The sequence below is a fragment of the Providencia rustigianii DSM 4541 genome (assembly GCF_000156395.1).
GTDB lineage: Bacteria > Pseudomonadota > Gammaproteobacteria > Enterobacterales > Enterobacteriaceae > Providencia > Providencia rustigianii.
Genome location: NZ_GG703817.1, coordinates 378263 through 405062, shown reverse-complemented (window position 1 = coordinate 405062; position 26800 = coordinate 378263). Strand labels below are relative to the sequence as shown.

General features: G+C 41.3%; 21 protein-coding genes. 10 read left to right on the top strand and 11 right to left on the bottom strand.

Going from position 1 to position 26800, the window contains the following annotated elements; genetic code table 11:
* The first annotated feature begins 6 nt into the window (after nt 1-6).
* Nucleotides 7-336, top strand: coding sequence for a N(4)-acetylcytidine aminohydrolase (gene yqfB, locus PROVRUST_RS01955; protein WP_006812995.1), 330 nt, complete (start codon nt 7-9; stop codon nt 334-336).
* On the opposite strand, the gene PROVRUST_RS01950 is transcribed toward yqfB, so the two are convergent.
* Nucleotides 325-1203, bottom strand: a complete 879-nt coding sequence (locus tag PROVRUST_RS01950) for a LysR family transcriptional regulator (protein ID WP_006812994.1) — start codon at nt 1201-1203, stop codon at nt 325-327. The genes yqfB and PROVRUST_RS01950 overlap by 12 nt on opposite strands.
* Before the next feature lie 102 nt (nt 1204-1305).
* Between PROVRUST_RS01950 and PROVRUST_RS01945 the strand changes: the two genes are divergently transcribed.
* Nucleotides 1306-2229, top strand: a complete 924-nt coding sequence (locus tag PROVRUST_RS01945) for a DMT family transporter (RefSeq protein WP_006812993.1) — start codon at nt 1306-1308, stop codon at nt 2227-2229.
* A 41-nt stretch (nt 2230-2270) separates the two neighbouring features.
* Here PROVRUST_RS01945 and PROVRUST_RS01940 read toward each other — a convergent pair whose 3' ends face one another.
* The 3 genes from PROVRUST_RS01940 to PROVRUST_RS01930 form a co-directional block, all read right to left on the bottom strand.
* Nucleotides 2271-3260 (bottom strand): D-cysteine desulfhydrase, encoded by a 990-nt coding sequence (locus PROVRUST_RS01940; protein ID WP_006812992.1) that lies wholly within the window; start codon nt 3258-3260, stop codon nt 2271-2273.
* A gap of 15 nt (nt 3261-3275) precedes the next feature.
* Entirely contained in the window at nt 3276-4703 is a 1428-nt protein-coding gene (locus PROVRUST_RS01935; protein WP_006812991.1) for a Na+/H+ antiporter NhaC family protein, read from the bottom strand.
* A 199-nt stretch (nt 4704-4902) separates the two neighbouring features.
* Complete coding sequence (locus PROVRUST_RS01930; protein ID WP_006812990.1) at nt 4903-5451, bottom strand: GNAT family N-acetyltransferase; 549 nt, start codon at nt 5449-5451, stop codon at nt 4903-4905.
* Nucleotides 5452-5592: 141 nt separating this feature from the next.
* Between PROVRUST_RS01930 and PROVRUST_RS01925 the strand changes: the two genes are divergently transcribed.
* Entirely contained in the window at nt 5593-6435 is an 843-nt protein-coding gene (locus PROVRUST_RS01925; RefSeq protein WP_039854051.1) for a helix-turn-helix domain-containing protein, read from the top strand.
* Here the strand turns inward: PROVRUST_RS01925 and PROVRUST_RS01920 are convergent.
* Nucleotides 6432-7331, bottom strand: a complete 900-nt coding sequence (locus tag PROVRUST_RS01920; protein WP_039854050.1) for a LysR family transcriptional regulator — start codon at nt 7329-7331, stop codon at nt 6432-6434. The two genes, PROVRUST_RS01925 and PROVRUST_RS01920, sit on opposite strands and share 4 nt — an antisense overlap.
* 108 nt (nt 7332-7439) lie before the next feature.
* Here PROVRUST_RS01920 and PROVRUST_RS01915 point away from each other — a divergent pair, with 108 nt between their 5' ends.
* Nucleotides 7440-8624 (top strand): MFS transporter, encoded by a 1185-nt coding sequence (locus PROVRUST_RS01915; RefSeq protein ID WP_006812987.1) that lies wholly within the window; start codon nt 7440-7442, stop codon nt 8622-8624.
* A gap of 134 nt (nt 8625-8758) precedes the next feature.
* Here the strand turns inward: PROVRUST_RS01915 and ydeE are convergent, their stop codons facing one another.
* Both ydeE and PROVRUST_RS01905 read right to left on the bottom strand, forming a co-directional pair.
* Entirely contained in the window at nt 8759-9946 is a 1188-nt protein-coding gene (gene ydeE, locus PROVRUST_RS01910; RefSeq protein ID WP_039854049.1) for an efflux MFS transporter YdeE, read from the bottom strand.
* A 326-nt stretch (nt 9947-10272) separates the two neighbouring features.
* Nucleotides 10273-11430, bottom strand: a complete 1158-nt coding sequence (locus tag PROVRUST_RS01905; RefSeq protein WP_039854048.1) for an iron-containing alcohol dehydrogenase — start codon at nt 11428-11430, stop codon at nt 10273-10275.
* Between the two features lie 223 nt (nt 11431-11653).
* On the opposite strand from PROVRUST_RS01905, the gene PROVRUST_RS01900 reads away from it, so the two are divergent.
* Nucleotides 11654-12538 carry a 4Fe-4S binding protein gene (locus PROVRUST_RS01900; RefSeq protein ID WP_039854047.1) on the top strand — a complete coding sequence of 295 codons (885 nt, stop codon included), beginning with the start codon at nt 11654-11656 and terminating at the stop codon, nt 12536-12538.
* Nucleotides 12539-12583: 45 nt separating this feature from the next.
* On the opposite strand, the gene PROVRUST_RS01895 is transcribed toward PROVRUST_RS01900, so the two are convergent.
* The 4 genes from PROVRUST_RS01895 to PROVRUST_RS01880 form a co-directional block, all read right to left on the bottom strand.
* Nucleotides 12584-13468 (bottom strand): alpha/beta fold hydrolase, encoded by an 885-nt coding sequence (locus PROVRUST_RS01895; RefSeq protein ID WP_006812983.1) that lies wholly within the window; start codon nt 13466-13468, stop codon nt 12584-12586.
* Between the two features lie 110 nt (nt 13469-13578).
* On the bottom strand, nt 13579-14223 hold the full coding sequence (locus PROVRUST_RS01890) for a helix-turn-helix transcriptional regulator (protein ID WP_039854046.1): 645 nt from the start codon (nt 14221-14223) through the stop codon (nt 13579-13581).
* A gap of 83 nt (nt 14224-14306) precedes the next feature.
* A complete protein-coding gene (locus PROVRUST_RS01885) occupies nt 14307-15275 on the bottom strand; it encodes a threo-3-hydroxy-L-aspartate ammonia-lyase (protein ID WP_006812981.1) in 969 nt (322 codons plus the stop codon).
* Nucleotides 15276-15299: 24 nt separating this feature from the next.
* On the bottom strand, nt 15300-15692 hold the full coding sequence (locus PROVRUST_RS01880) for a RidA family protein (RefSeq protein WP_006812980.1): 393 nt from the start codon (nt 15690-15692) through the stop codon (nt 15300-15302).
* A 385-nt stretch (nt 15693-16077) separates the two neighbouring features.
* On the opposite strand from PROVRUST_RS01880, the gene PROVRUST_RS01875 reads away from it, so the two are divergent.
* The 5 genes from PROVRUST_RS01875 to PROVRUST_RS01855 all read left to right on the top strand — a co-directional run bounded on the left by PROVRUST_RS01875 (nt 16078) and on the right by PROVRUST_RS01855 (nt 26785).
* Nucleotides 16078-19812 (top strand): DUF4132 domain-containing protein, encoded by a 3735-nt coding sequence (locus PROVRUST_RS01875; protein ID WP_006812979.1) that lies wholly within the window; start codon nt 16078-16080, stop codon nt 19810-19812.
* 34 nt (nt 19813-19846) lie between these two features.
* Nucleotides 19847-20956, top strand: a complete 1110-nt coding sequence (locus tag PROVRUST_RS01870) for an ATP-binding protein (RefSeq protein WP_006812978.1) — start codon at nt 19847-19849, stop codon at nt 20954-20956.
* A 63-nt stretch (nt 20957-21019) separates the two neighbouring features.
* Entirely contained in the window at nt 21020-23578 is a 2559-nt protein-coding gene (locus PROVRUST_RS01865) for a DUF5682 family protein (RefSeq protein ID WP_006812977.1), read from the top strand.
* Complete coding sequence (locus PROVRUST_RS01860) at nt 23571-24734, top strand: VWA domain-containing protein (RefSeq protein ID WP_006812976.1); 1164 nt, start codon at nt 23571-23573, stop codon at nt 24732-24734. Before PROVRUST_RS01865 ends, PROVRUST_RS01860 begins: the two co-directional genes overlap by 8 nt.
* Nucleotides 24731-26785, top strand: a complete 2055-nt coding sequence (locus tag PROVRUST_RS01855) for an SWIM zinc finger family protein (protein WP_006812975.1) — start codon at nt 24731-24733, stop codon at nt 26783-26785. The genes PROVRUST_RS01860 and PROVRUST_RS01855 overlap by 4 nt, the downstream gene beginning before the upstream one ends.
* Nucleotides 26786-26800: the final 15 nt, after the last annotated feature.

The window sequence follows — 26800 nt, the reverse complement described above, 5'->3', positions numbered from 1 at the left end:
AAAACGGTGAAAAATATCCCAGACACAATTACTTTTTTTGAACGTTTATTGCCATTAGTAGTTTCTGGCGAGAAAGTGATTACTATTCGTGACCAAAGTGAAAGCCATTATGTTCCTGGCTCTATTGTTAAAGTTTATGCGCTAGAAACGGGAAAATACTATACCGATATTGAAATACTCTCGGTTGAACCGCTCAACTATGACGATATTTCTGACTATCATGCCACACAAGAAGCGATGGCATTAGATACATTGAAAAATTTAATCCGCGAGATTTATCCAACAGAAGATTGCTTGTATGTCATTCATTATCGCCTAACAAATTCAGTCCGGTAATCGAACACTTATTTTTTCTACCAGCTTGATGAATGCCTTTGCCGCTGGAGAGGCTTCATTCTGGTTATTCATCGCCAATGCGACATTTCTTTCAACTTTCGGAAATAGAGGCTTGATGACTAAATTCGTTGTCTCTTCGGGTATGGCGAGTTGAGCAACAATAGAGACCGCTTCTCCACGGGCGACTAAGGCAAAAGTACTCAGTAACTGGCGTGTTCTAAAATGGATTTGGGGCGTCAGTTTTTGTGCAGAAAATAAATCCATGACTGTTTTCCCTGATCCTGCTTGGGTCAGATTAAATGGATAATCGCATAATTGCTTCAATGTTACGCTATCATATTCTGCAAGAGGGTGCCCTAATGGTAATATCGCAACAAATTGATCTTGCCTTATTTTAAACGTATCAAATCGCTCATCGGGCAATACAACAAATCCAATATCAACACGTTTTTCTTGCAGCCAGCGAGCCACACTTTCATCATCACCTTCATCGACAATAATATTAATAAAAGGATATTGTTGGCGAAAAGTATTAAGCAGTGGAGGGAGAATTGTCATAGAAGATCCTGGGCCAAATGAACCTATCCGCAAAATACCTTTTTTTAAACCATTAGCTGCAAGTGATTCCTGTTTCATTGCTTCTTGAATGCTCAGCATATGATGAGCGCGAATCAGTAATGAATGCCCAATTTCAGTCAGTGATATTTGATTTTGTTCACGAGTAAATAAACTGATATTTAAATCTTTTTCGAGAGATTTAATCGCATGGGAAACGGCAGATTGGGAAATATTTAAGCGCATTGCGGCCAATGTAAAGCTTTTCAATTCAGCAACAATAGTAAATATCTCAAGTTGTCCAAGTGTCATGAGTAAATGCTCATTTGATTATGATAGTAGATAACAAATAACTTATCTGTCTTATTGCATTGGGTCAATAAAATGCAAATTTTCTTATTCTAAGAGGCAGAAATGGAAAAAGGTAAAATAGTCACTCAGAAAGTACCCATTAATCTGATGATGTTACAGATGGTTTTTGTCTCTATAATTTGGGGAGGAACCTTTATTGCTGGCAGGGTATTACAAACGGATATTTCCCCATTATTATCGGCCACAATACGCTTTATATTTGCTAGCATAGCGCTGATTTCACTACTTAGCTTAACCAAGATTGGTTGGAAAAAAATCACATTATCCCAGTTAGGGCAAATCATGTTACTCGGTACGAGCGGGATATTTGTTTACCAAATTTTATTTTTCTACGGGTTGCAGGTTATTCCTGCATCACGAGCAGCACTATTAGTTGCCATTAATCCAGCGATGATTGCCTTAATTTCTTTTTTACTTTGGAAAGAAAAAGTAACGCAGATTAAAGGGATTGGTATCTTACTTTGTGTTACGGGGGCGGTAATACTACTGTCCGATCAAACCTCAGATACTCGAGGTTTTCTGACGAACAAAGGTGACTTAGCGATATTGGGTTGCGTAGTGAGTTGGGGGATCTATACGGTTGCTGGCAAGCATGTTATTCGTGAAGTTGGTGCACTGCATACGGTTACTTACGCTGTTTTATTTGGGACATTGTTACTTATTTTAGTCTCGGGAATGACAGGTGTATTAACAATAGAAGGGATTACACATTTATCCTCCAATGATTTTATTAGCTTGGTTTATTTAGGCATCTTAGGCTCTGCATTGGCATATGTTTGGTACTACCAAGGTGTCGATAAGTTAGGAGCAGCCAGTGCGGGCTCATTTATTGCACTTAATCCGTTAACGGCAGTCATCATCGGTACACTCTTTTTAAATGAGAAAATCACGTCAATGGTTTTATTGGGGGGCTGTGTAATTGTACTTGGCTTAGTGATTACGAATCGGAAAAGTACAGATAAATAAAGCGCTCTATGGGGGAATTAATCTCCCATAGAGCCCTAAAATTAGTTTATCGTTTTGTTGATTTCAGCATAGGCAAATAGTGCTTGTGCGCCACCAGTATGGACAAACAATACGGGTGTTTTTTCTGATGAGTTATCGAGATAATCGATTAAACCAGCCATCGCTTTACCCGTATAAACGGGGTCCAGTAGGATGCCTTCTTTTTGCGCTAGCAATTTAATGGCATCTAAACCACCACGGTTTGGCATACCATACATAGGCGCAAAGAAGTTATCCCATAAGGTAATTTTTGGTGTTTTTTCAATCTGTAGTAACTTAGCTAAATCATGTTGCAGTTTTTCAACTTTTGGCGCTTGATCTTGCTGCTTACGAGAAACTGTCACACCGATAAGTTGTGAGTTAGGGAGTAACTCTTGCAGTCCGATAGCGAGCCCGGCATGGGTTCCTGCGCTACCCGATGCGACAATAATCTTATCAAATTCAATATCAGTGGGCTTTTGCTGTGCAATTTCAATGGCACATTGAACGTAGCCTAATGCACCAATATCATTCGAACCGCCCACGGGCACAATATAGGCATCGTTAAGATTTAATGATTCAATTAAATCTGCCATTTGAGCTTGAGGGTCGGTTAATTCATCGCACATTACGCACTGAGTATCAAATAAATCGGTGAGTAATTTATTTCCATTGCTTAGAAAATTATGATCTTCGCTTTGAATTGGATTCTCTAATAACGCAACACATTTTAATCCATACATTGCGGCGACAGCTGCAGTTTGTCTCACATGGTTAGATTGAATGGCACCTGCGGTGACGATAACTTTTGCATTTTTTTCGAGTGCATCAGCCATTAAAAATTCGAGTTTACGTAACTTATTGCCACCCATAGCAAGAGGGGTCATATCATCGCGTTTAATATAAATTTCGCGCCCATACAAACGAGATAAATTATCTAGTCGATTCAGTGGGGTCGATGCTTTAAGCAAGTCAACTTTAGCGAATTGAGTTAATTTTTGTTGAAGTGACATCTAAATTCCCCTGTATTAATTGGTAAAACCTAAATAGAGATAAATCGCAAGAACCACGCTTGCGGTAACTATTGCATATGGCATTTGAGTACGAATATGTTCAATATGGTCACAATCTGTCGCCATTGATGCCACGATCGCATCGGCTGAAATGGGTGAAGTCATATCGCCAAAAATAGAACCAGAGATAGCGGCGCCAATCATATATTCTATTGGCATACCCACAGATAATCCCAATTGCACACCGATGGGGATCATTATCGCAAACGTTCCCCAAGAGGTCCCTGTTGCGAGGGACATGATGGCGCTGATAATGAAAATGAAGCCAATAGAAAAACCAGGTGCCATTATTCCATGGGTCACTTCGGCAATATAAGCGCCGGTGTTAAGTTCCGAAGATACATTACCCATTAAGAAGGCTAAGATCATAATCGAACTGATTTTTAGCATACTGGCGTAGCCAATAAATAATTCTTTAAAAAAGTTATCGATATTCAGTAGCCTTCTTCCGATAAACCAGCAGAAAGAAACGGCGGTACCGAACATGACTCCCCAATAGACTGATGTTGATCCGCTACCTTTAGTAAAGTCACCATCTCCAGTGATATAGAGGGCAACAGGCACCATCAATACAGTGGAGAGAATAGGAATAAAAAAGTTCAGAACTGAATAGGCATTTGGGTGCTCGATTATTTCGTCTTCTTCACTTTGTTTTGTTGTGTTAGTCAGCTTTCCTGAAACAAAGTGTTGCTGGTATTTGTCTTCGGCTTTTTTCATCGGTCCCCACGAAATATTGGTGAGAACATAGAATAAAATGGTTGCGAGAGATAACCATGCCATTAAGTTATAACCGATAGACTTAATTAAAATATCAAAAGGTTCGCCAGAAATCAGTCCTTGAGAGATCTGTACTCCAATTAACCCCATAATGACCGCTCCCCAACCGTTAATAATGGCGGAAGAGCAGACCGAAACACAGGCAGTTTGAATTAAATAGGACATTTTTTCTGGAGCAACGCCATATTGTCTAGCCAAATTCTTAGTTGATGCACCAGCCACCAGCTGGTTAATTGAGCTTTCAATAAAGATCAATGATGTGATTAGAATTGCCAATAATTGTGTTGCTGTTCGATTTTTAATTAGTCTGGTTTTGTTTGTGAGAAGCTGTACGAGGGCGCGTACACCGCCCGTGACAACAACTAAGCGCATAATCCCACCGATCATGACCATAAAGACGATGGTGCGTGTATTCCCTGCGGAAGCAAATGTATCGATAATTCCGTCAACTGTACCGCGAACACCCAGTAAAATATTGTGATCGTTGATAACAGTGAAGCCAACCAAGATCCCTAACATCAATGAGAGCATCACTTGCCGGGTTAGGATCGCCAAAAGAATGGTGACGATGGGAGTGATGATTGTCCAAATACCGTAGTCCTGCATGTGTTTACCTTGGTTATTTTTATAATATGATGTGTTGTTTATAAGTGTCAGGAAATCATAGCATTGATGGATGCAGGCTGTGGGATCTTTTCATAAAATTGCAGCAGATTGTTACAAATTGATCAGCAAGGCGGGGAAAACTACCAATAAATTATCCTCCAAAAAAAACGCCATCTAAAAAACGATAGCGTCTCAGTAATTATTTTTTAATAAAATTAATCCATTCATTGTAACTAATACGGCTAATTTCTTCGGTTTTAGTTTCACCAATCAACTCAATAAATTGAGGTTTTAACGTTGAATGATATTTAAAACCGCATTTTTCTTGTGCAATTTTTGATTGCTGATTGCCTTGAAAATAGCCACACCATAAGTTATCGAGTTTTATATTTTTAAAACCGTGGCGCATAATTTCTTGAATCGCTTCAGGAATTAAACCTTGCCCCCAAAAAGGGACTCCAATCCAATAACTTAATTCAGCATCATTATCACCAATAGGGAAATTACTCTGTTTTCCAATTGATAAGCCAATGAGCCCGATAGCTCTATTATTTTCTTTTAATGCCACGGCGAATACATTGTCGCGCATAAAAATTGTTTTAATAATTTCAGTACTTTCTTCAACACTTTGATGAGGAGGCCATCCCGCAATAGGGCCAATACGTTCATCTTTTGCGTAATGATAGAGATCTTCCGCATCAGTGAGTTGCCAAGGACGCAATATTAATCGTTCTGTATATAACACCATTTTTTACCTTTGTATTTTGTGCATTATAGAATGGTACTTATTTTAGGTATTTATTTATGTTTTATAAGCGCAAAAATCGATCATTTTGGGTACTTTTGACAACTTATGTTAGGATGCGATGGAAAATATCAGGATATGAGTATGCGAAATTTAAAAAACCACCAGTATCATTGGCAAGATATCGTTAGTGCAGGAATAACAAATTTAGACAAAAAGCAGGATACATTATTGTCTACGGATTATGTCACTCTGTGTGTTTGTCGGCAGGGGCGAGGTGTTTTTAATATTAATTTTAAACAATATCTAGTACGTAAAAATGACATTTTAGTGTTGTATGACGATACATTTTTAATGTTAAAGAAAAAATCTAAAAATTTTTCAATTGACTACATTATGCTAGATAAAAGATTTGCAGCCGATGTGGCTTTTGTTTTACCGAATCCATTATTTGCATTCTTTAATATTTATCCTGTTTTACCCATGACACAACTGCAATCAACGCTGTTTACACATTGGCATCAACTTCTGCTTTATTATCTTCAACAACAAAGTGAGTTTAGCAAACTGCAATTACGTCATCATTTGCAAAATTTTTTCTTAGAAATAGCGAATCAAGTTGAACAGTCAAATATTGATTTACAGGAAGATCGTAGCCGCAAATCGCAATTATGTTGGCGATTTTGGGATTTGATTACAAAGCATTGCAAAACACATCGAGACGTTAAATTTTACGCTAAACAGCTGTCTATTACGCCATTTTACTTATCTCAGATTACAAAAGATTTCTTTAAAGACCCGCCTAAAGCATTAATTGATAGGCAGGTTGTTTTAGAGATCAAAGCATTGCTGGATTTAGGTACCTTATCTATTCAAGGCATCGCCAATGAGCTTAATTTTGAAGATACCTCCTATTTGTGCCGTTATTTCAAACGACAAACTGGGATCACACTCAGTGGGTTTAGAAAACGCCCAACTAAGGATTAGCTGGGTTCGATTTTGGTTGTATGTTTTTTGATAAAATCAATAAAGCAGCTTAGGCGAGGGGAAACTGCCTGATTTCGATAATAAACCGCATTGATTGGCTGTTTCATCGAGATAGTTTTATGTTCAAGAACTTGGACGAGGCGGCCACTGGCAAAGGCATCTAAAGTCACAAAGTCAGCGGAACATAAAATTCCAGTGCCTTGTAATGCTAAGTGGTACAAAACTTCACCGCTAGCGCCCGCAATATTCGGATGAATTTTCAATAAGTTGCCACTAGAATCTTCTATTGGCCAATAATTCAATGATTCCGGTGTTGTAAACCCGAGCAGGCAATGTTTGTTTAGATCCTCGATATTTTGAGGAGTACCATATTTCTCGAGATAAGTAGGGCTTGCTACGAGCCTTTTTTGGCTATAGCCAAGTAACGTAGCGCTTAGGGACGAATCCTTCAATGTTCCGATCCTAAAAGCGACATCGGTCTTTTTTTCTAATAAGTTAGTAATGCCTTCATTATTATTGATCTCTAACTCAACTTGAGGATATCGCTCATAAAATAGAGGAATTAGAGGGGCGATAACATGGGTCAAGAAAGGGGTGGAGGCGTCAATTCGTAATTTACCTGATGGGATAGATTGCCTGGCTGAAAGCAAATCTTCAGCTTCTTGGGCTAAATTGACGATTTCTCGCGCTTTTTGCAAGAATGCAATGCCTTCTTCACTCAATTTAATCGAGCGTGTGGTGCGATAGAGTAATGTGGTTTTAACTTTTTCTTCTAATCGCAATAGCGCTCTACTTACCGTGGATACAGTCATACATTGTTGTTCAGCAGCACGAGTGATTGACCCGCTGTCGACCACACTAATAAAGGTTTGTAACTCATCTAAAGTAATTTTCATTGTTGCAATTCTCGCAAAAGTTATTCCCACCTTAACGGGTTTTTCTACGCCATTCAATATGGAAAAATTGCCGTCGGTCAATTTGGATGGCTTTATTAGGATCTTAAAATGAGAATAAATACTGCGCTTATTGCATTATCAATCGGGGCATTTGCTATTGGTGTCACTGAGTTTTCACCAATGGGAATGATACCGTATATTGCTGAAAATATTCAGGAAGATATTCCTTCTGTCGGTGCCGTGGTTGTGATTTATGCGCTTGGGGTGATGATTGGTGCGCCTATAATGACATTGTTGCTGGTCAGTAAGCGCCCAAAAGTAGCTTTAGTGTTTTTAATGTCAATATTTACAGTGGGTAATTTTCTTTCTGGGCTATCGCCTGACTTAGTGACACTGTCACTTTCTAGGCTAATTACAAGCTTAAATCATGGTGCTTTCTTTGGGCTAGGTGCAATAGTCGCTGCCAGTGTGGTCCCCCCGGGAAAACAAGCCAGTGCGATTGCTGCCATGTTTATGGGACTAACTATTGCGGGAATTGGAGGGGTACCTTTAGTGACCAAATTAACTCAGTTAATAGGCTGGCGAGAGGCTTTTTATGCGATTTCAGCATTAGGGCTGGTGACGATTGTGAGTTTAATTTTTGCAATTCCTAGTCATCTTCAAGGCAGTACTGTGAATGTAAAAAATGAACTGCGTATTTTAAAACGTCCATTAGTGATGCTCGGCATGCTGTCTACAGTATTAGGGGCAAGTGCAATGTTTACCTTATATACATTTATTACACCGATGCTGATGCACTTTATTAATGCGTCTGACCAAACAATAACTATTATGTTAGTGGTCATTGGTGTTGGATTTAGTATTGGTAATTATCTTGGCGGATATTTTGCAGATAAATCCTTATACCCTACATTAATGTTATTATTTCTATTGTTGGCGAGCAGTATGGTGCTATTTCCGTTTATTGCGGTTAATACATTAGGCGCAACATTAGGTTTATTATTCTGGAGTATTTGTAGTTTTGCATTAGTACCACCGATTCAAATCTTAGTGATGAATGCGGCTGTTGGGGCGCAAGCACTGGCATCCTCTGTTAATATTGGTGCTTTTAATCTTGGAAATGCCATTGGTGCTGCCGTTGGGGCGGGTATTTTATCCCATGGATATAGTTATACCGTTATTAGCTTCACGGGAACCTTATTAGCATTGATGGGTAGCATGGTTATTTTGCTTATCATTCGTAAGAAAAATCGACCCGACCAGGAACTCAACGTTGTCTGTGTTTGCCATTAAACGTAAAACGTTGGAAGCGTTATAGACCACCATGTAGGTCTTAAAAAGTTCGCATAAAATGATTTTTCAATCTGGAAAAAGAAAGTAGTTACCAGAGAATCCCGCTAAGGAGGGTATCATTAGCGGGATTTCTTTTAGATAGCCAAGGTTTGATTATTTTTTATCCTCATGCCATTCAACATACTCAGCCAAGCCAGTACCGTCACAACCATCAGAATAATAAAGATGGAATAAGCCGGTAGTTCGGTTAGCACGAATCCTGTCATCATTGGGTTAAATGCACCTCCCAATAACCCCAGTGCTTGTGCTGAGAAATAGCTCGATTTCATGCCTTCGGGAGCAATGCTATCAATCAGCATATATTCTCCCGGGGCGTAAATAAGCTCACCGAGGGTGAAAATAAACGAGCCCAGTGCCCATAGATAGAGATTGTTTCCAGCCCCCATAAATACCGCTAAACCAGCAACAAAGAACATACTGCCTATGGTCATTAGTCGCCTTAAATTTTCAGGCGTAATTCGCTTACCAACCGTATATTGCAAAGAAACAACAACAATCGCATTCACCGGTAAAATCACCCCAATAACAGCTTGAGCAAAATCGCTATTCGCAACGGTAATAATATATTGGGAGATCCATGTCATGAATGAACCGAATACCAATGAACCGAGGAATGTGGAGAGAATAAACCACGCTAATGCACGGTCGTGTAGCATCGCTTTTGGGTTCCATACCCGTGGTTGACCATCGACATAACTGGCCGGTCTCGTACTTTGAACGAAGCGTTGAATAAAAAAGATAGGCGCAGCTGCAGAAATGGCCGCGAGCCAAAACGGTAAATTAACGCTGTACATCAGCAACCAAGTGCCGATGGGTGGGCCAACTGTCCATCCAATATTAATAAACGTGTAATTAAGGGAAAATACTTTGGTTTTAAGGGCTAAGGAGAGTGTATCCGCAAAATAGCCTTTTAAGACGGTAGAAAATACAGAATAAGAACAGTTTATTAATGAGAAAAAAACGGTTACCAATAGTGCGCTATTCATCAATGGAATGGCGATAAAACCACAAATAAATGCAATGACCGCAATTAACATGCAGCGTTTTTTATCTATACGGTCTGCGAGTATTCCGAACCCCATACTAAAGAGTACACCAACCGTTAACGCGATTGTCATGGCAATACCCACAATGTCGATTGCCATGTGGTACTGCCTTGTGAGGTAAATCGCCATAAATGGTAAAGTTGCACCGCGCCCAATAGTGAGGAGAAGTGAGGAAACTAACAGCGCTGTATTGGAGATATTAGATTTAGACAACATGACTCACGACCTAGAAGACAATATTTTTGTTATACACATGTTTTATGCAAATCAGTTATATAAAATACATAAAATTAGTACGCTAATAAATGGCTTGTAGGAAGTGAAAACTAAAACAATATTTTGAGTAGGCTATTGTGCCATTGCCAATCAATGATCTGGCTATGAATCGAGCTTTAATCTTTAGCAGAGTTATCTGCTGCTAACATAACTGTCTAAAAAATAAATCAATTATTCTAATTAATTAAAATAGAGCCATCTTAAATTATTAATAGACAAAGAGCGCAATAAATTGCGCTCTTATACTGGGTCAATATCTCAACAAATTATAATGATGCGATAAAGATGCGACGGCTAACTTCCGGTGTAATATCCCCATGCTCACCTAATGTCACCATATTATGGGCCACTAAGCTGTCGACTAATGGTTCAACAACATCTTGGGTTAATTGATAATCTTTGAAACGCGTTTTAACTTGCATTGATTCAAAAAATTGGCGAGTTAACTCAATAGATTTTAACGCTTTTTCTTTCTCGCTACCGTCATGAATACCCCAAACTCGCTCAGCGTATTGCGCCATTTTAGCCTGCTTTTGCGCTAGTTTTTCATGCATCATGGAAGGCAATATGATTGCTAAAGTTTGGGCGTGGTCTAATCCGTATAGCACGGTAATTTCGTGTCCTAACATATGTGTAGCCCAGTCTTGGGGAACACCAACACCGATTAAACCGTTTAATGCTAACGTAGCGGTCCACATTAAATTGGCTCGGACATCATAATCCGTTGGGTTTTCCAGCGCTTTAGGACCAATTTCAATTAAGGTTTTTAGTAAGCCTTCAGCAAACGCATCTTGAACATTGGCATTGACCGGGTAGGTCAAATATTGCTCGATAACATGCACGAATGCATCTACAACCCCATTACTGATTTGACGAGGGGGCAAAGTGTATGTTTTAACAGGGTCTAAAATAGAAAATTGTGGAAATACTTTGTCACTCATAAACGCCAGTTTAGAATGCAGTTCTTCGCGGGTGATCACTGAGCCTTTATTCATTTCAGAACCGGTCGCAGGCAAGGTGAGTACGGTACCAAAAGGAAGGGCAGTTTTAATGGTTGATCCACCGCTGGTCACAACTTCCCATTTATCCCCGGGATAATTCACCGCAGCCGCAATAAACTTGGTTCCATCAATCACTGAACCGCCACCGACAGCAAGCAAAAAATCATAGCCTTCATTTTCAATTAGGGCGACAGCTTTGATTAATGTTTCATAACGTGGATTTGCTTCGATCCCACCAAAATAGCCAACTTGGCGACTTTTTAATGCATCCGTGACTTCATCAAGAGTGCCATTTTTTCGAGCACTTTCGCCACCAAACAGCACTAAAACTTTTGCATTTGTAGGAACTAAGCGATCTAGTTCGCCAATTTTGCCTTCACCAAAAACGATACGGGTTGGATTGTAAAACTCAAAATTATTCATATACAAACCTTTGTTGGGAATTGCAGGAAAAATCATTTGGCATCTGTAGATTTACGCCAGATCAAAAACAGTTACTTGATTATCAAATAATATGAATTGATATAGTATACGCCATAAAATATGCAGATTTTGTCATATTGTTTTATTTATAAATAAATTCGCTACTATATTGATTAGAGTTGAATTAAATAAACTAATATCCGATGTGATTGGGAAAAGAGTTATGCGTCGTTTTATCCATTTAGATCTTCCTCCTGAGCCTGTTATCAATGATAGGTGCGTGAGAAAGCGACTGAAAAATAGCCTCTGTGAAAACTGTGCAACCAATTGTCCGGTAGACGCTATTTCTTTTGGTTTTATGGATGCGAAAATTGATGACCAACTCTGTTACCAGTGTGGTAACTGTTTATTTAGTTGCCCAGTCGATGCGATTGAAAATATTCTTCCACATGAACGAACCTACCAAGATAGTGATTTGGTGATTAGCCATGATGAACCGTTAGCCAGTACAGAAGAGCTTATTGTATGGCACCGCCAATATGCTATCCGTGGAATGCAAATTCCTGAGCCACTCGTGGATAAGTGGTTGCCTACGTTGGCAGCCTTAAATCTCAAGTTACAAGCACTACAAGAGCCTATCTGGCGATTAACAATCACTGAGCCTGCTCCCGTAGATAGTGGACGCCGTAGAATGTTATTTCGTCAAAAACTGGATCTGCAACCCCTAGATAAAGGAATGGTGAAAACCGGTTTAAACGCGAGGAAACAATTCTATCCTGAAGATAGTTGGTTTCAGATTGAATTAGATGCGGCGAGCTGTATTTTATGTGGCGCTTGCGCCAAAGTGTGCGATGAGCAAGCGATTGAAATTGAAGATCACCAATTCAAAGTGGATGAGAAGCGTTGCACGGGATGTATGAGTTGTCAGGTGGTCTGTTTTCCACAATCTATTCATGTACATCCCCATGTTGCAAAAAATAGCGAACCTACGATTTATCATTATCATGATAGCACTTGCCAGAAATGCCAATTGCCATTCTTTTCATGGGAGCAGGATAAGAAAATCTGTCCTATATGTACCCAACATCAAAAACAAGGATGGTTGTAAAACGCTCCTAGAGGAGCGCTTACAATAATCCGCACTCAGTCAGACTTAGCAACCTTGCATATGCGAAATAATCATGTCGGCAATGATTGGATTTAACTCTGGCGGTGTGTCGTGTCCCATACCATCAATAATCTCTAATTCAGCATTTTGAATATTGTCAAAAATATCCTGACCTGAGGTAACTGGGAATAACGGGTCAACCGCTCCGTGGATCACTAATGTTGGTGCGGTCACGTTGGGTAAGTGAGGCCTTAGATCACCAGTCACTACAGTGGCAACCAGCTGGCGTTTAGTTCCTTCAGGAGAATAATTTCGAGCTAAAGCTTGCAAAAGATAATTGCGGCAATGTTCTTCATTAAATGGGACGCAAGTTGAGCCAATTCGACGATAAAATGCGATTTGTCCGGCTAAATAGGCATCTAAATCTTGTTTAGGATCAGCACCAGAACTGGTGAGCATCTGCATAACGTCAGGTTCACTTGGTGGTAAGTTCGGATTACCAGTAGATGACATAATTGGGCACAGAGAGAGTACTCGATGGTTAGCTTTCGCCGCAATGATTTGAGCGATAAACCCTCCCATGGAGCGCCCGACAATATGCGCTTTTTCAATGGATAAATTATCTAATAACGCAATATAGTCATCAGCCATATCAAATAACGTATAGGGAACGTCAATTGGCTCTCCAGCCTGTAATTTCTTCGAGAGTTCAGCAATATCAATCGACGGATAATCAGATAAATGGGGTGATAGACCCGCATCACGGTTATCAGGGCGGAGAATATAGAACCCCGCATCGGCAATTTGTTGGCAAAATTCAGTGGTCCAACTAATGTTATGCCCCCCTAAACCGGGGATCAGTACAACGGCAGGGTTTTCTGGTTTCCCAAAAGAATCATAATACAGAGGTAAAGGCGCAGTATTTGTCATTTTATTTCCATGTTTTGTGACGATAGGCTATTTATGCAGTAAGTCTGTCTAAAAGGCTATGGCTAAAAACAGATAATCAATACCAACAAAAATAACTATCCTCGTTCCTGTTAACTTTTAGTAAACTCGCTATCTTTTTTTGCGTATAAATAGACAGACGCTCGAGAAACGCCAAGATGCTGGGCAATAGTATCCATAGATTTTCTGATATCCAGAAGACCTTCCCGGCGTAGTAATTCAATGAGAGCGACACGCTCATCCGCTTTTAGTGATCGTGGCGTCGCAGCAAGAGAGGCGGCAAACTGATCAATACGGCTGCGAATAGCTTCACTACCAATGGGCTCAAGATGCTCTTTAATTGGGCTGCAACCAACTTCGGTAAATTGAGAAAGCATGCTTTGCATACTGCGAAACTGTGTCATATCTAAATTTAAGCACAGTGCTGCAACGTATTGACCATTTTCATCTTTGATACCGATCGACGTACTTTTTGCCGGACGGCCATCTGGAAATTGGTTTGCATAATTGGCGATAATATTTGGAAAATCAGCGGATGCTATTCTGGCTAATCCTAATTCGGTCGTGGGTTCACCCACTTTGCGCCCAGATAGATTGTTATGAATAGATAAAATAGATCGCTCTGGATTTTTCAAATCATGGACAACCACTTCACAAAACGGGGCAAAAGTTTCACTGAGACCTTTTGCAATGGCTTCGACTTGAGCCAGTAGGCTATTTTCTTTTGGTTTTGCCATGACCATACCCCTTCATCTTTTCGATATCTTGTTCAATGTTAAACTATTTGTAGAAATTCTAATAGAGAAGGGGCATTAATTGCTTAAGCTAACATTAATTCTGCGAAGCGTTTAATATCCACATTTCCGCCGCTGACAATAATACCGATACGTTTACCGCGTAATTCTTCTTTCATCTTTACCGCTGCCGCAAAGGATAAACACCCCGTTGGCTCTACGACCATTTTCATTCTTTCAGCGTAGAATTTCATGCAGTCAACCAATTGTTCATCCGTGGCAGTCAAAATATCATCAACATTTTGTTGGATCAGGGCAAAAGTATAATGCCCAATATGTTGAGTTTGCGCACCATCCGCAATCGTTTTTGGGGTTTCAATATGCACGATTTTGCCACTTCTAAACGATTGTTGGGCATCATTGCCGGCTTCCGGTTCTACGCCATAAACTTTACAATTAGGGGATAATGCTCGCGCTGCCAGCGCACAACCGGACAGTAATCCGCCACCACCAAGGCAAACGAATAAGGCATCCAATTCGCCAACTTCTTCGAATAGCTCTTTGGCTGATGTACCTTGCCCAGCAATAATATGCGGATGATCAAAAGGTGGAATAATTGTAAGCCCCTGTTGGGTTGCCAACTCTTGAGTCAATTGCTCTCTATCTTGGGTATAACGATCAAATCTGACAACACTTGCACCATATCCCTCTGTAGCGGCCACTTTGACTTCAGGGGCATCCAGAGGCATTAATATTGTTGCAGGGATGTTCAAAATTTGTGCCGCCAGAGCGATCCCTTGTGCATGGTTGCCGGAAGAAAACGCAATTACACCGGCTTTTTTCTGCTGTGGCGTGAATTGTGCGAGTGCATTAAGTGCACCTCGGAACTTAAATGCACCCATCCGCTGAAAGTTTTCACATTTAAAAAATAATTCAGCCCCAAATTGTTTATTTATCGTTGAGGATGTCATTACAGGGGTTTTATGCGCAAAATTAGCAATGCGTGCAGAGGCAGCTTCAACATCTTGATAAGTGGGTAATATTAATTCTTTCATAGTGTGACCCTATTGATTCATGATTTAGTTTGCTGCAACCGCGGTGGCTTCAATTTCTAAGCCAGCGCCGAAATGTAGCTCTGAAACGCCTGCTACTGCACGAGCAGGGCGATATTCCCCAATCCAAGTAGCATAAATTTGATTAAATACCTGCCAGTCATTCATATCTGCAATATAGACACGAACTTGAACAAGATGTTGCTTGCCCACGCCACACGCCGTTAAACAGGCCTCTAAATTTGACAATACTTGTTCGGCTTGTTGTGCAAAAGGCACATTTGTGTGGACTGTACCGTGGCTATCAACAGGCAGTTGTCCTGAAATAAAGATAAACCCATTGGCTGTCACGCAATGCGAATAATGCCCGCGAGGCGGGATCAGCCCTTGAGCATTTGTGTAAGTAATCGAGTTTTTCATTTTCGTTTTCCAGTGTTTCAGATTAAATATACAAACAGTCTAATATTAGACTGTTGATCTAGTCAATGGATTTATGGTGTTTAAATGAGCAATAGCATGAGCAAAAAACAATGATTAAAGATACAAAAATGGATAAAAATAAATATAGCTGTTATTTCTGGAGTTAATTGTCATTGCGCCGTTATTGTTATTGAATCCCCCAATATTAAGAGATTAGTACAGTTTTTTGAGGGGGATTAATTGAGGATATTTAAATTATTGGCATTTAATTCCAAATGAAAATTTAAGGATAAAAATTAAATAATCAGGAATAAGAATAATCAAATTGAGACTCACCACAAAAAATGGTAAGAATTTGTTATATAAATACATTTAGGAAATTAACATGGCGAAAGTTACATTTGACCTTCTTCCAATTTATGGTGAAAAAGGGGCAACGGTAGGGCTACAATATTTACAAGAAACCCTCTTACCATTAGCGGCATTTGAAGAAAGCTTACCCAAAGAGCTGTTTGACTATGTTATTGAGGGGAAATCCCCTGAAATTTTGATGAAACTGGGTCAATTAGATAAAGAAAAAGTGACCGTTTTATTAGATAAACCAGGTACTGTTGATTGGTGGTGGCCAGGTAATAATTTTGATGCTAACCCGTATTCAAAGCTAATTCGCCAAAGTAAAAATGCCCGTCATAAATTATATTCCAAAGTCGGTGATGACATTACCCCCATCCAAATTGCCCGCTTTGCAAAGGTGCTCGCAGCCATTTGCCAAGAAGCGAATATAAAAGTACTGACGCCTGAACTACCGTCATGGATGATGTATTTACTGTGTGATGCATTTGGGACGACATTCGATAATTCCCGTAATGCAAAGTACGAGCATCGTAAACATTGGAGTTTAGAGCTACTCAGTCAGTTAGTTGAGACAGAGGCTGAGCAACCTGCCAATACCATTTTGTATGGTATTTTTGATCGCCAAAATCTCTCTGATTACCACTATGACCACCTAAATTTATTCTTTGCCATTCCGGGATTAAAAGCCTATTTACTGGCAGAGCAAGAATTTGTTAAGCAGACTTTGGTTAATACATTGTCAGCAGCAGGGCAAATTCAACTCATCGATCACCTGAAAAAAGATCAGGATCTGAGCCGCGAATTTGCTGATAGTTTGGTGTTATTTGCCACCAGCGCATTAAAAACAGTACGTACAGCTGCAGAGCCGGTGGTGGCAGTCTTACCCGCTGAATCTGTCAAAATGCATTTAACCAAAGTGTTATTGGAAGGCACCCCTAAACAGCGAACTCAAGCGGCGGATCTGTTTGCACGTATTGGTAAAGATCGTGATGTACTTGAAGCTGCGTTAAACGTTGAAACCAATAAAACCGTATTAAAAAGTATTGAAAGCGCTATTTCCCGCTTCGACGTGATGGATACCGCGAATGAAGTGAAAGAGGTTGAGTTACCTGAAATTATTATGCTTGAAGATACGCCACTTCCTGAAAGTGCAGTTGATATTTTAGTGACTAACTTCCGTGAAATGGAGCAAAAAGCTAAAGAAAATGCGGAACGAGAATTAGAAGAAAATAAGCAAGAAAAACATAAATATACGTGGGCACAACGTCACTATGCTGAACTTCAAAAACACAACGAAGATGAGTGTGCGGGGATATTAACCAAACTAAATACCGGCGTAGGGGTGATTTCTGACCATGAATATAACGTCATTACGCATAAAGAACGCATCTCTAATCTTCCTGAGTTCACGTTATTTCATGCATTACGCTTGATAAACCATAACCGTCCAGATACCGATAATTTCTCAAGTTACCATATTACTCGAGGGCTGCCGCAACGGATTATTTCCCAAATAGAATTGCGTCAACTTGAGGCTGGACTTGAGCTGTGTCGTTTTAAAAACCCAAATCGCTTGATTGCCGATCTGTGTTTGCGTTCTTATACCGATGGTCTATCCATGTTTAAAGACGCGGAGCAGGTCTGGCCGTTCTTTATGCAATATCCTGATTTCTTAAGTGAAGCATTAGGATTGATCCCTCAGCATGAAGGTCACCGAAATTACCAAGAATATGATGCTGCCAACGCGATTGATGTCTTAGCATTATTTCCAAAGGTTCCTGCGCGCTTTATTCCGCGGATCATGGAACTTGCCTTGGGGGAAAATAAAACCCACCGGTTAAGCGCCCAAAAATTATTAGAAACGTTGCCAAATATTCATGTGAGTGCCGCTGAGGGATTAGAATCCGGTAAGCAAGAAATTCGTGTCACGGCAATTGAATGGTTAGCGCGCTTAAAACACCCAGATTCATTAAAACCGCTGTATGCATTACTGAAGAAAGAAAAACGAGAAGTAGTTCGTGCGGCACTACTGACGGCTCTGGAACAACTCGGTGAAGATATATCCAGCTACTTATCGCCAAAAGTCTTATTATCCGAAGCCCAAACAGGCCTGAAAGGTAAAGCGCCAGCTAGTATGGCGTGGTTTGATTTAGGCGCGATCCCTGCGCTGAAATGGCAGGATAATAAAGCAGTCGATCCGGCGATTATTCGCTGGTGGATCATCCTTGCGGTGAAATTAAAAATGCCAGCAGGTAATGGGCTGTTGCAGCGTTATATCAGCCTATTATCCGTAGATAGCCAGCGTAAACTGGGTAGTTTTATTCTGAACAGTTTTATCAACCAAGATATTGCAGGCCCATCTTTGGAAGTCGCAATGGCAGAAGCTGAGCGAGATGCTCCTCAGCGGCTGGCTAACTATCAAAATTGGCTCAAACGCTGGCCAGAGTATTATTCACAATATGAAAATTACACGCTGGAGCAGACGTATAACGATATCAAAAATGAAGTTTTGCGCCGTTATTTAGGTTCTGCTATCAGTGATAAAGGCATGTTGGCGCTAATTTGTGGCATTGAAGGGCATATTGCCGTCACGATGCTCCGTAACTATATGCGTGACCATTATCAACGCCGTGCTCAAATCGAAGCGATGATTGACGCGATTGCAGTCAGTAATGACCCTCTGATTATCCAACTATTATTGTCACTGTCTCGCCGCTATCGGACAACCTCAGTACAGGAAAAAGCCCGTGGATTAGTTGCCATCATTGCACAGCGTAATGGCTGGAGTGCAGATGAGTTGGCAGATCGTACTATTCCAACCGCCGGTATGGATGAAACGGGGACATTGGTATTGGAATATGGTGACCGAAACTTTACCGCCAAGTTAGATGCCCAACAAAAATTGGTGCTATTTAACCCTGAAGGTAAAGAGATCAAAGCCTTACCTGCGGCGCGTAAAACTGACAATGAAGAATTGATTAAAGAATCGAAAAAATTACTCACATCAAGTAAAAAAGAACTAAAGCAAGTCATCGAGTTACAAACCGCCCGTTTGTATGAAGCAATGTGTGCAGAGCGTTTGTGGAGTACAGCAGATTGGCAAGAATATATTCAAAATCATCCCATTATGCGTGGCTTAATTGAAAGACTGGTTTGGCTAGAAGTTAAAGATGACCAAGTGATTAATCAGTTCCGTCCATCCGATGATGGGAGTTTGTTGGATCTTGAGGATGATGAGGTCGAATTAAGTGCGGATTCGTCAATCAAACTGGCCCATGCGGCGTTATTGTCTGATGCGGATCGTAAAGCGTGGATGGCGCATTTTAAAGATTACAAAGTGAAATTTTTGTTCTCACAAATGGAACATAAAATTCCTGAATTAGAGTTAACACTCACAGAAATTGAAGATAGAAAAGGTTGGGTCACGGATACCTATACGTTACGCGGCGTATTAACCAAGATGGGCTATCAACGTGGTCAAGCCGAAGACGGTGGAAGTTTTTGCCACTATTCGAAATATTTTGCTAGCTTAGATTGCTATGTATATATCGAATTTAGTGGAAGTTATGTGCCTGAAGAAAATATTCCAGCGGTACTTTATTCTTTGAGTTTTGACCAATCACAAAAAAGTTCATGGAATCGCAGCTATCTTGAATTGAAAAATGTTCCTCCGATCCTTCTGGCAGAAAGTTATGCAGATTATCTGAAAGTTGCTGATGCCTGTGCCGGTTTTGACCCTGAATGGGAAAAGAAAACCCCTTGGTAATTCAATAATTAGCACATTCATTTAGGAAACAGACATGGCGAAAGCAAAAAAATCAGACGGAAGTGTTCTGCGCGAAAGCGCAGAGGTGCGCTTCGCGGATGAACTTGAACGATTAACACAAGCGGATAAAGCTAACCCGAAACCACAAGGATGGCTACGTTCACCGAGAGCGGTTAGGCAATTTATTTTAGGGGATGAGTCACTGCAAATTACACCGAAGTTTTTCGGAGATGATGCGCTGGTAGATAGAGCGATAGTGACTTTACTCGGTAAACAAGGCCTCATGTTAGTGGGAGAGCCGGGTACGGCAAAATCCATGTTATCTGAGTTATTGGCCGCGGCAATTAGCGGGGATTCTGGGTTAACCATTCAAGGAACAGCGGGAACAACGGAAGACCATATTAAGTATTCGTGGAACTATGCGTTATTGCTTGCAGAAGGTCCGACAGAAAAAGCCTTGGTGAGTTCGCCACTGTATCAAGGGATGAAAGAGGGCAAAATTGTCCGTTTTGAAGAGATCACCCGTTGCCCACCGGAAATTCAAGATGTGTTGGTGAGCATGATGTCAGAAAAGCAAATGATGATCCCAGAAATGAAAGATAATGCGCGGATCAGTGCTAAATCTGGATTCAATCTGATTGGTACGGCGAACTTACGTGACCGTGGTGTTCATGAAATGTCATCAGCACTGAAGCGTCGTTTTAATTTTGAAACTGTAAAACCGATTCAAGACCCTGCATTTGAAATTGAGCTGATTAATAAGCAATTAGCGGCAGAATTAGGGGAGTTGGATGGAGAGGTAACCGTTCCGAATAATGTCATTGAATTATTAGTCACTACATTCCAAGAATTACGTTCGGGAAATACTAAAGATGGGGGAAGCATTAAAACCCCTGATGCAGTGATGTCCACCGCGGAAGCCGTCAATATTGCCTATGCTTGTGCGCTAGAAGCCCACTATTTGGGGGATGGGACATTAAGTGCAGGCGCGGTGGCTCGTCAATTAATTGGGGTGGTGCTCAAAGATAACGCGGATGACATCAAACGGATGCGTTATTACATTGATAACGTTGCACGAGAAAGAGCCAAACAGAGCCCTGAATGGAAAGCCTTTTTTGAAGCCTCGCGAGAGTTTTGGCAATAACGTTAGTCACTCAGAAATGGCCAAGGTCGCTTGGTCATTTATTTTCAATAAGAGAGTAAATCCGTGAGTTTGTCATCCATCACTTTACCCGAACGGCTACAACAAGCACTCAATCAGTGGCAATCCCTTGAGTCTCAAAATATCTATTTTGCACCTGTTCGCCATCATAGCCCAGCGTGTGCGTATAGCGTATTGACCTTAATTGAGCAGGTTCAGCCTGATTATGTGTTAGTTGAAGGTCCGGATAGTTTTAATTCACTGATTGTCGGCCTATTGGATGGCGAGACTCGTCCACCGATCGCCATAATGGGGCAGACGGAGCTAAAAATAGCGGATATTGACCAAGGTGAAAGTGACGCTGTCACTAAATCTGCATACTTCCCCTTTTGTGAATACTCCCCAGAATGGCAGGCTTTACAGGCTGGTAACCAGCACAATGCAAAACTTCGATTTATTGATTTACCTTGGGCTGCACAAATTGCTCTCGACCACAAAATAGACAATCAAAATCAGAGTTTACAACGAGAGCGTTATCTTGCGCATAGCTTGTTTATTGCCCAGTTAGCTAAAAAATGTGGTTGTCGAGATCACGATGAGTTATGGGAACATTTATTCGAATTACGCCCATTAGAGTCCGTTGCCAATTGGACGGGATTTTTCCGTGACAGTTTTATTTGGTGTGCTTTGGCTCGTTTAGATTATGAGCCTGAAGTTCTTGATTCTGAGGGGTCGACCCAACGTGAATCCCATATGCAAGCCCATATCCAAACCATTAAATCCCAAGAGCCGAACGCAAAAATTGTGGTAGTGACGGGGGGATTTCATACCCTTGCATTAATTGAAGGATTAGCTCCGTCCATTGAGCATCACTTTGCACTGACACCAGTACAGCAAAAACAATTTACCCAACAGCAAAAAATGGCAGAGCAGGATAGCGCTTGGCTGATCCGCTACAGTTATGACCGTCTTGATGCACTAAATGGCTATGCATCGGGGATGCCGTCACCTGCATTTTATCAGCAAGTCTGGGAAGGCTTACTACAGCAACGTGCTGACCAACTGCAACAAAAAATGATCCCTACAGCCATTTATCGTCATCAACAAGGCATTGGATTTTTGTCTAAAGTGGCTGAATCCCTGAGAGAAAAACAATTTGATGCCGCGCCGGGATTTTTATCGGTTAAATTGGCCGCAGAACAGAGCTTAAGATTAGCGGCTTTTCGTGGACACACGGGGCCAGGCCGCTATGACCTTTTGGATGGGCTACAAAGTGCATTTATCAAAGGCAGTTTAGATGAAAGTCAAAATGAATTATGGCATGAGATAAAAACCTGTTTTTCTGGTTTTACCTTAGGGCAGATCCCCAAAGGCACTATCACGCCACCATTAGTTTCGGAAACTTATGACATTGCAAAAGCCTTTCGTTTTAAACTGGATGATACGTTAGCCAAAGTTAGTCGTTTAGATGTCTACCGCAATAAGCAACATCGTCTACGTAGCCGCTTTCTACATCTTTTAGCATTTCTAGAGATCCATTTTGCAAAATTAATTGCAGGACCCAATTTTTTATCGGTTAATCAGATGGATTTATTGTTCGAAGAGTGGCAGTACGCGTGGACACCCAATGTGGAAGGGGAGCTAATTGCGTTATCCGAGAAAGGGACTCAGCTGAAATCCATTGCATTGAATAAGATTTTACAAATGGAGAAACAGTTAGAGGAGCAAGGTGTCAGTCGTTCAAGCCAAAGTGCCGTGACCTTATTGATGCAAGCGGCATTGATTGGGTTGCATCAGCGTATTCCGACACTGTTTAACTTGCTTGATAGCTATATTCAGCAAGATGCCAAGTTTGAATCATTGGTGGCGTGTGGCCATAAATTAGTGCATTTATGGCGAGGTCGCAGTGTCTTTGATATTGAGCAGGATAGTGGGATACGCCAGCGTCTCGATAAGGTGCTGCAACAAGCATTTTATTGCCTTGATCAGATTAGCCAAGGAGATGAACAGCGACAAGAGCACGATTTTAATGCGCTACTTTCATGTCGAGAGCTCATCACCTTCATTCCTGAAATCAACCCACACAGTGACTATTCCACTGAATTTTATGCACAGCTCGATCGCTTAGACGGACAGCTTAATCATGCGCCATTAATTAAAGGGGCAGTGGATGCGATCCGCTATCTGGGAGGAAAGATCGACGAGTCTGTACTCACAAAAGAGATTGAACGCACATTCAGTTTGGGGAGCGATCCGGAACTCGCCATCGGTTACTTTATTGGGATCATGCGTACAGCGCCAGAATTAGTGGTACGTTTACCCTTGCTAATCGAGTTGCTGAACCAGCTATTAAGCCAGTGGGATGACAATCGCTTTATTCAAGTTCTGCCAGATCTGCGTTTTGCATTCAGTCAGCTCACACCAAAACAAAATGCCAATATGGCTCGGGTAGTCGCTCAGAAACTGTCCATCGAGACCCACGACCTCACGTTGCATCAAGCTCAATTTAATCAACAGCAGCTTCTACAAGCCATGGAATTAGAACAAAAAATTCAACAACAACTTGCTGACCAAGGATTAACTGGCTGGTTTAAGTCACACAGTGAGGAGCCATCCCATGGATAACCCGCAACCGGAAGAACTCAAATTAACCGAAGAACAGATCCAGCTGGCAAAACGTTGGCGTTTGATCTTGGGGCAATATGCCGATAATGCATTGGGGCAGGCTACATTTAATGGAAATGAGCTTAAAATCGAACGCTCATTAGATTTTTTATATCGCCGTGAATACCAGCGTCGTGGGTTACGCCAAGAAAATGGACGCCACGGATCGTTAGATGCTTCTCAACTGACCGCAGTGAATTGGTTAAATCAAGCCCGTAAACTTTTTCCCAATAGTACCTTTGAAAGAATGCAAACACAGGCTTTAGAACGTTATGAAATCAGTAGCTTATTGAAAAATCCTCAAGCCCTGAATGCCATGGAGCCGACCAAAGCACTGGCAAAATCCTTGCTTAGCTTACGTGGAAAAATGAGTGAGGAAACTCGCGATGCGGTAAAGAATATTATTCGTAAAGTTGTGGATGATATTTTGAGCCAAATGCGCAACCAATTTCGGCAGGCGCTAACCGGCAGGCGCAATCGCTTTAGGCGTTCATTAATTCCCAATAGCCGTAATTTCGATTGGCGAGCAACCATTGCCGCCAACTTAAAGAACTATGATCTTCAACATCAGCGATTAGTCATCAAAACGCCTTATTTTAATTCTCGGCAACAACAGCACTTGCCGTGGGATGTTATTCTGTGTGTGGACCAAAGTGGCTCAATGGCCAGTTCGATAATGTATGCGGCAGTGTGTGCCAGTATTTTAGCTGCATTGCCAACGGTACGGGTTTCTCTCGTGGTATTTGATACCCAAGTCGTTGACCTCTCTCATCTAGCCCATGACCCAGTGGAGGTTTTGATGACCGTACAACTTGGTGGCGGAACGGATATTGCCAAGGCGATGAATTATTGTGAAAGCCTGATCCGCAATCCTAAACGAACGGTGATTTCCCTTATCAGTGATTTTGAAGAAGGTGGGGCGCTGAATAATCTGCTTAGTTGCACTGAGCGCTTGAATAGCCAACAAGTTAAACTGCTCGGATTGGCCGCGCTAGATGATGAAGCCTTACCGGTCTATGATACTGAAATTGCCCAAAAGCTGGCGGATCGAGGCATGAATGTGGCGGCATTAACCCCAGAGCATTTCGCCCATTGGTTGGCAGAGGTGATGCAATGAGTTGGAAAAACCTCTATTTACATTATGACGATGATGCATTAGCGGTATTTGCTAACGTAGGTTTGCTGCGTCGAGCACGCAAAGATCTGGAAAATAACAAGGTAGATCCCGAAAGTTTAGCGGATGGAACTTTTATTAGTGATGGTCAACAGGTCACTTTAGATCCTCAAGGAATCCAAAAGTCTCGTTGTGACTGTTCAGCGACAGGTTGCTGTAAGCATATTCTTGCTGCCGTTTTGTGGGTACAAAGCCATAATCATGAGCAAAGTGCAGACGTGGAGCTTGAATCCTCAGGTTCTATCGAGCTAGAGCCTCTATTACCTGAGCTACTCAGCTTAGATCCACAGGCACTGATTAAGCAGAATAGTAAACCTGATTGCCGATTAGCCGTGAAGATCGTACAGGATTGGCAAGATCGGAGCTTGATTCTTGACGATCAGTCCAACCAACTGAAAATCTTTATTCCACAATACGAAGAACCGATTATTTATATTCGTGGTAACGGCTTTCAAGGGATATTGTCCTCACTGCCTGAAAAGCAGCAAAAAGCCCTGCATTTGGCGGTCATTGCTAAGCTGTTTATTCAATACCATCAGCCATGGAATTGGCCTGAAGATCTTATTCAAGTCAATCCCCATCAGCAGAAACTTAGCGATGATGAACATAAGGTGCTTGAGACCATACAGCGTTTTATTCACGATATGCTGCGCCAAGGTTTATCCCATATCAGCCAAAGTAGTGCAGCACAATTACATCTGCTGAATATGTCCGCTCGTGCCGAAGGATTACCGAGATTGGCTAATTATTTGAAGCGGTTAAGCCATCAAGCTAAGTTATTAGCTCAGCGCCATTTCACGATGGATGAAGGTCAAGTTCTGCGGTTTATTGCACAAATTAGCGCCTATGTGTATCAGTTAGCCCATGCCAATGAATCCCAGATAGCAACGCTACGGGCTTTTGGTCGACGTCATTATGATACGAAGACAGATATTTTGTCGTTGATGCCTATCGCTGCGCAGTGGTGGCAGACTCAGAGCGGTGCGATTGGGGCAACATTGAGTTTTTGGGATCATCAAGAGAACAATGTGGTGCAATGTTCCCAAGCAAGAGCCAATTCTCTTGATACCACATTTAATCGCCGTAATGTGTGGCAAACCTTAGCGATTTGGAAGCAGACTGCGGATAATTTGATGCGTGGACGATTTGAGTTGCATGCCCCTCGGATATCGGATGAAGGAAAGCTCTCAGCAAGTGGTGAAAGCTACGCAATAAGTCGCGATAAACTTATCTCATTTGATGATTATCAATCCTTAAAAAGTCAGTTGGGTTTTACTGATTGGCAAGTTGCTGCGGAATATTTGTCTAATCTGAGTGAAGAGGTGCAATTTGAACCCATTGTGCTGCACATCGCGAGCTATGAACCTTTGCAATGGAACGAAATTGAGCAGTGTGTGATTTGGCCTGTTTGTGATATCCACCAAAACCGAGTATTTTTGCGCTTAAATTGGCAAGGAAGTGAAAATAATCAAATTGAGGAGCTACGGTTTATCACCCAAAAAGGCTGGGATATCCAGGCTATTTCGCTACAAGCTAATGAAAATCAGCAACATCTCCAATTAATACCAAAAACATTATGGTTGAAGAAAGAGCAGGGAATTGAACTGTTTTATCTTGATTTTGACGCTATTCCGCGTAAGAAACAGGCTTCTCAGTTTATGACAACGATTGCGGAATATATGGCTAAAAAGCAGCGTGATAATCTGGCATTTGCACCTGAACCCACCTTAGCTCAGCAAATAACGCGCCCTATTTTTTCAGTACTAGAGACCCAAGGTTGTACTGGAAGACAACGGTTGTCAGAGAACCAATCGGATGAGCTCAGCGATGTTGTCCGAACTTTGCAAGATCTCGGTATGCTATGGTTTGCTAAGTTGCTGGATAACTATCTGCAAATAGATAACCAAACGCCAGAAAGTCTGCTGCAATTAGTGTATCTGTGTGACCAATTTGAACGCTCACAAAAAATGTTACCTTTTGAATTAAATAACTAAGCGAAAAGGGGAAAT

Coding starts and splice junctions, on each gene's coding strand:
- PROVRUST_RS01880 (WP_006812980.1), bottom strand. CDS start 15,692: ATGAAAAACTCGATTACTTACACAAATGCTCAAGGGCTGATCCCGCCT.
- ydeE (WP_039854049.1), bottom strand. CDS start 9,946: ATGTTGTCTAAATCTAATATCTCCAATACAGCGCTGTTAGTTTCCTCA.
- PROVRUST_RS01935 (WP_006812991.1), bottom strand. CDS start 4,703: ATGCAGGACTACGGTATTTGGACAATCATCACTCCCATCGTCACCATT.
- PROVRUST_RS01875 (WP_006812979.1), top strand. CDS start 16,078: ATGGCGAAAGTTACATTTGACCTTCTTCCAATTTATGGTGAAAAAGGG.
- PROVRUST_RS01925 (WP_039854051.1), top strand. CDS start 5,593: ATGCGAAATTTAAAAAACCACCAGTATCATTGGCAAGATATCGTTAGT.
- PROVRUST_RS01950 (WP_006812994.1), bottom strand. CDS start 1,203: ATGACACTTGGACAACTTGAGATATTTACTATTGTTGCTGAATTGAAA.
- PROVRUST_RS01860 (WP_006812976.1), top strand. CDS start 23,571: ATGGATAACCCGCAACCGGAAGAACTCAAATTAACCGAAGAACAGATC.
- PROVRUST_RS01945 (WP_006812993.1), top strand. CDS start 1,306: ATGGAAAAAGGTAAAATAGTCACTCAGAAAGTACCCATTAATCTGATG.
- PROVRUST_RS01885 (WP_006812981.1), bottom strand. CDS start 15,275: ATGAAAGAATTAATATTACCCACTTATCAAGATGTTGAAGCTGCCTCT.
- PROVRUST_RS01940 (WP_006812992.1), bottom strand. CDS start 3,260: ATGTCACTTCAACAAAAATTAACTCAATTCGCTAAAGTTGACTTGCTT.
- PROVRUST_RS01900 (WP_039854047.1), top strand. CDS start 11,654: ATGCGTCGTTTTATCCATTTAGATCTTCCTCCTGAGCCTGTTATCAAT.
- PROVRUST_RS01920 (WP_039854050.1), bottom strand. CDS start 7,331: ATGAAAATTACTTTAGATGAGTTACAAACCTTTATTAGTGTGGTCGAC.
- PROVRUST_RS01895 (WP_006812983.1), bottom strand. CDS start 13,468: ATGACAAATACTGCGCCTTTACCTCTGTATTATGATTCTTTTGGGAAA.
- PROVRUST_RS01905 (WP_039854048.1), bottom strand. CDS start 11,430: ATGAATAATTTTGAGTTTTACAATCCAACCCGTATCGTTTTTGGTGAA.
- PROVRUST_RS01855 (WP_006812975.1), top strand. CDS start 24,731: ATGAGTTGGAAAAACCTCTATTTACATTATGACGATGATGCATTAGCG.
- PROVRUST_RS01890 (WP_039854046.1), bottom strand. CDS start 14,223: ATGGCAAAACCAAAAGAAAATAGCCTACTGGCTCAAGTCGAAGCCATT.
- PROVRUST_RS01915 (WP_006812987.1), top strand. CDS start 7,440: ATGAGAATAAATACTGCGCTTATTGCATTATCAATCGGGGCATTTGCT.
- PROVRUST_RS01930 (WP_006812990.1), bottom strand. CDS start 5,451: ATGGTGTTATATACAGAACGATTAATATTGCGTCCTTGGCAACTCACT.
- PROVRUST_RS01870 (WP_006812978.1), top strand. CDS start 19,847: ATGGCGAAAGCAAAAAAATCAGACGGAAGTGTTCTGCGCGAAAGCGCA.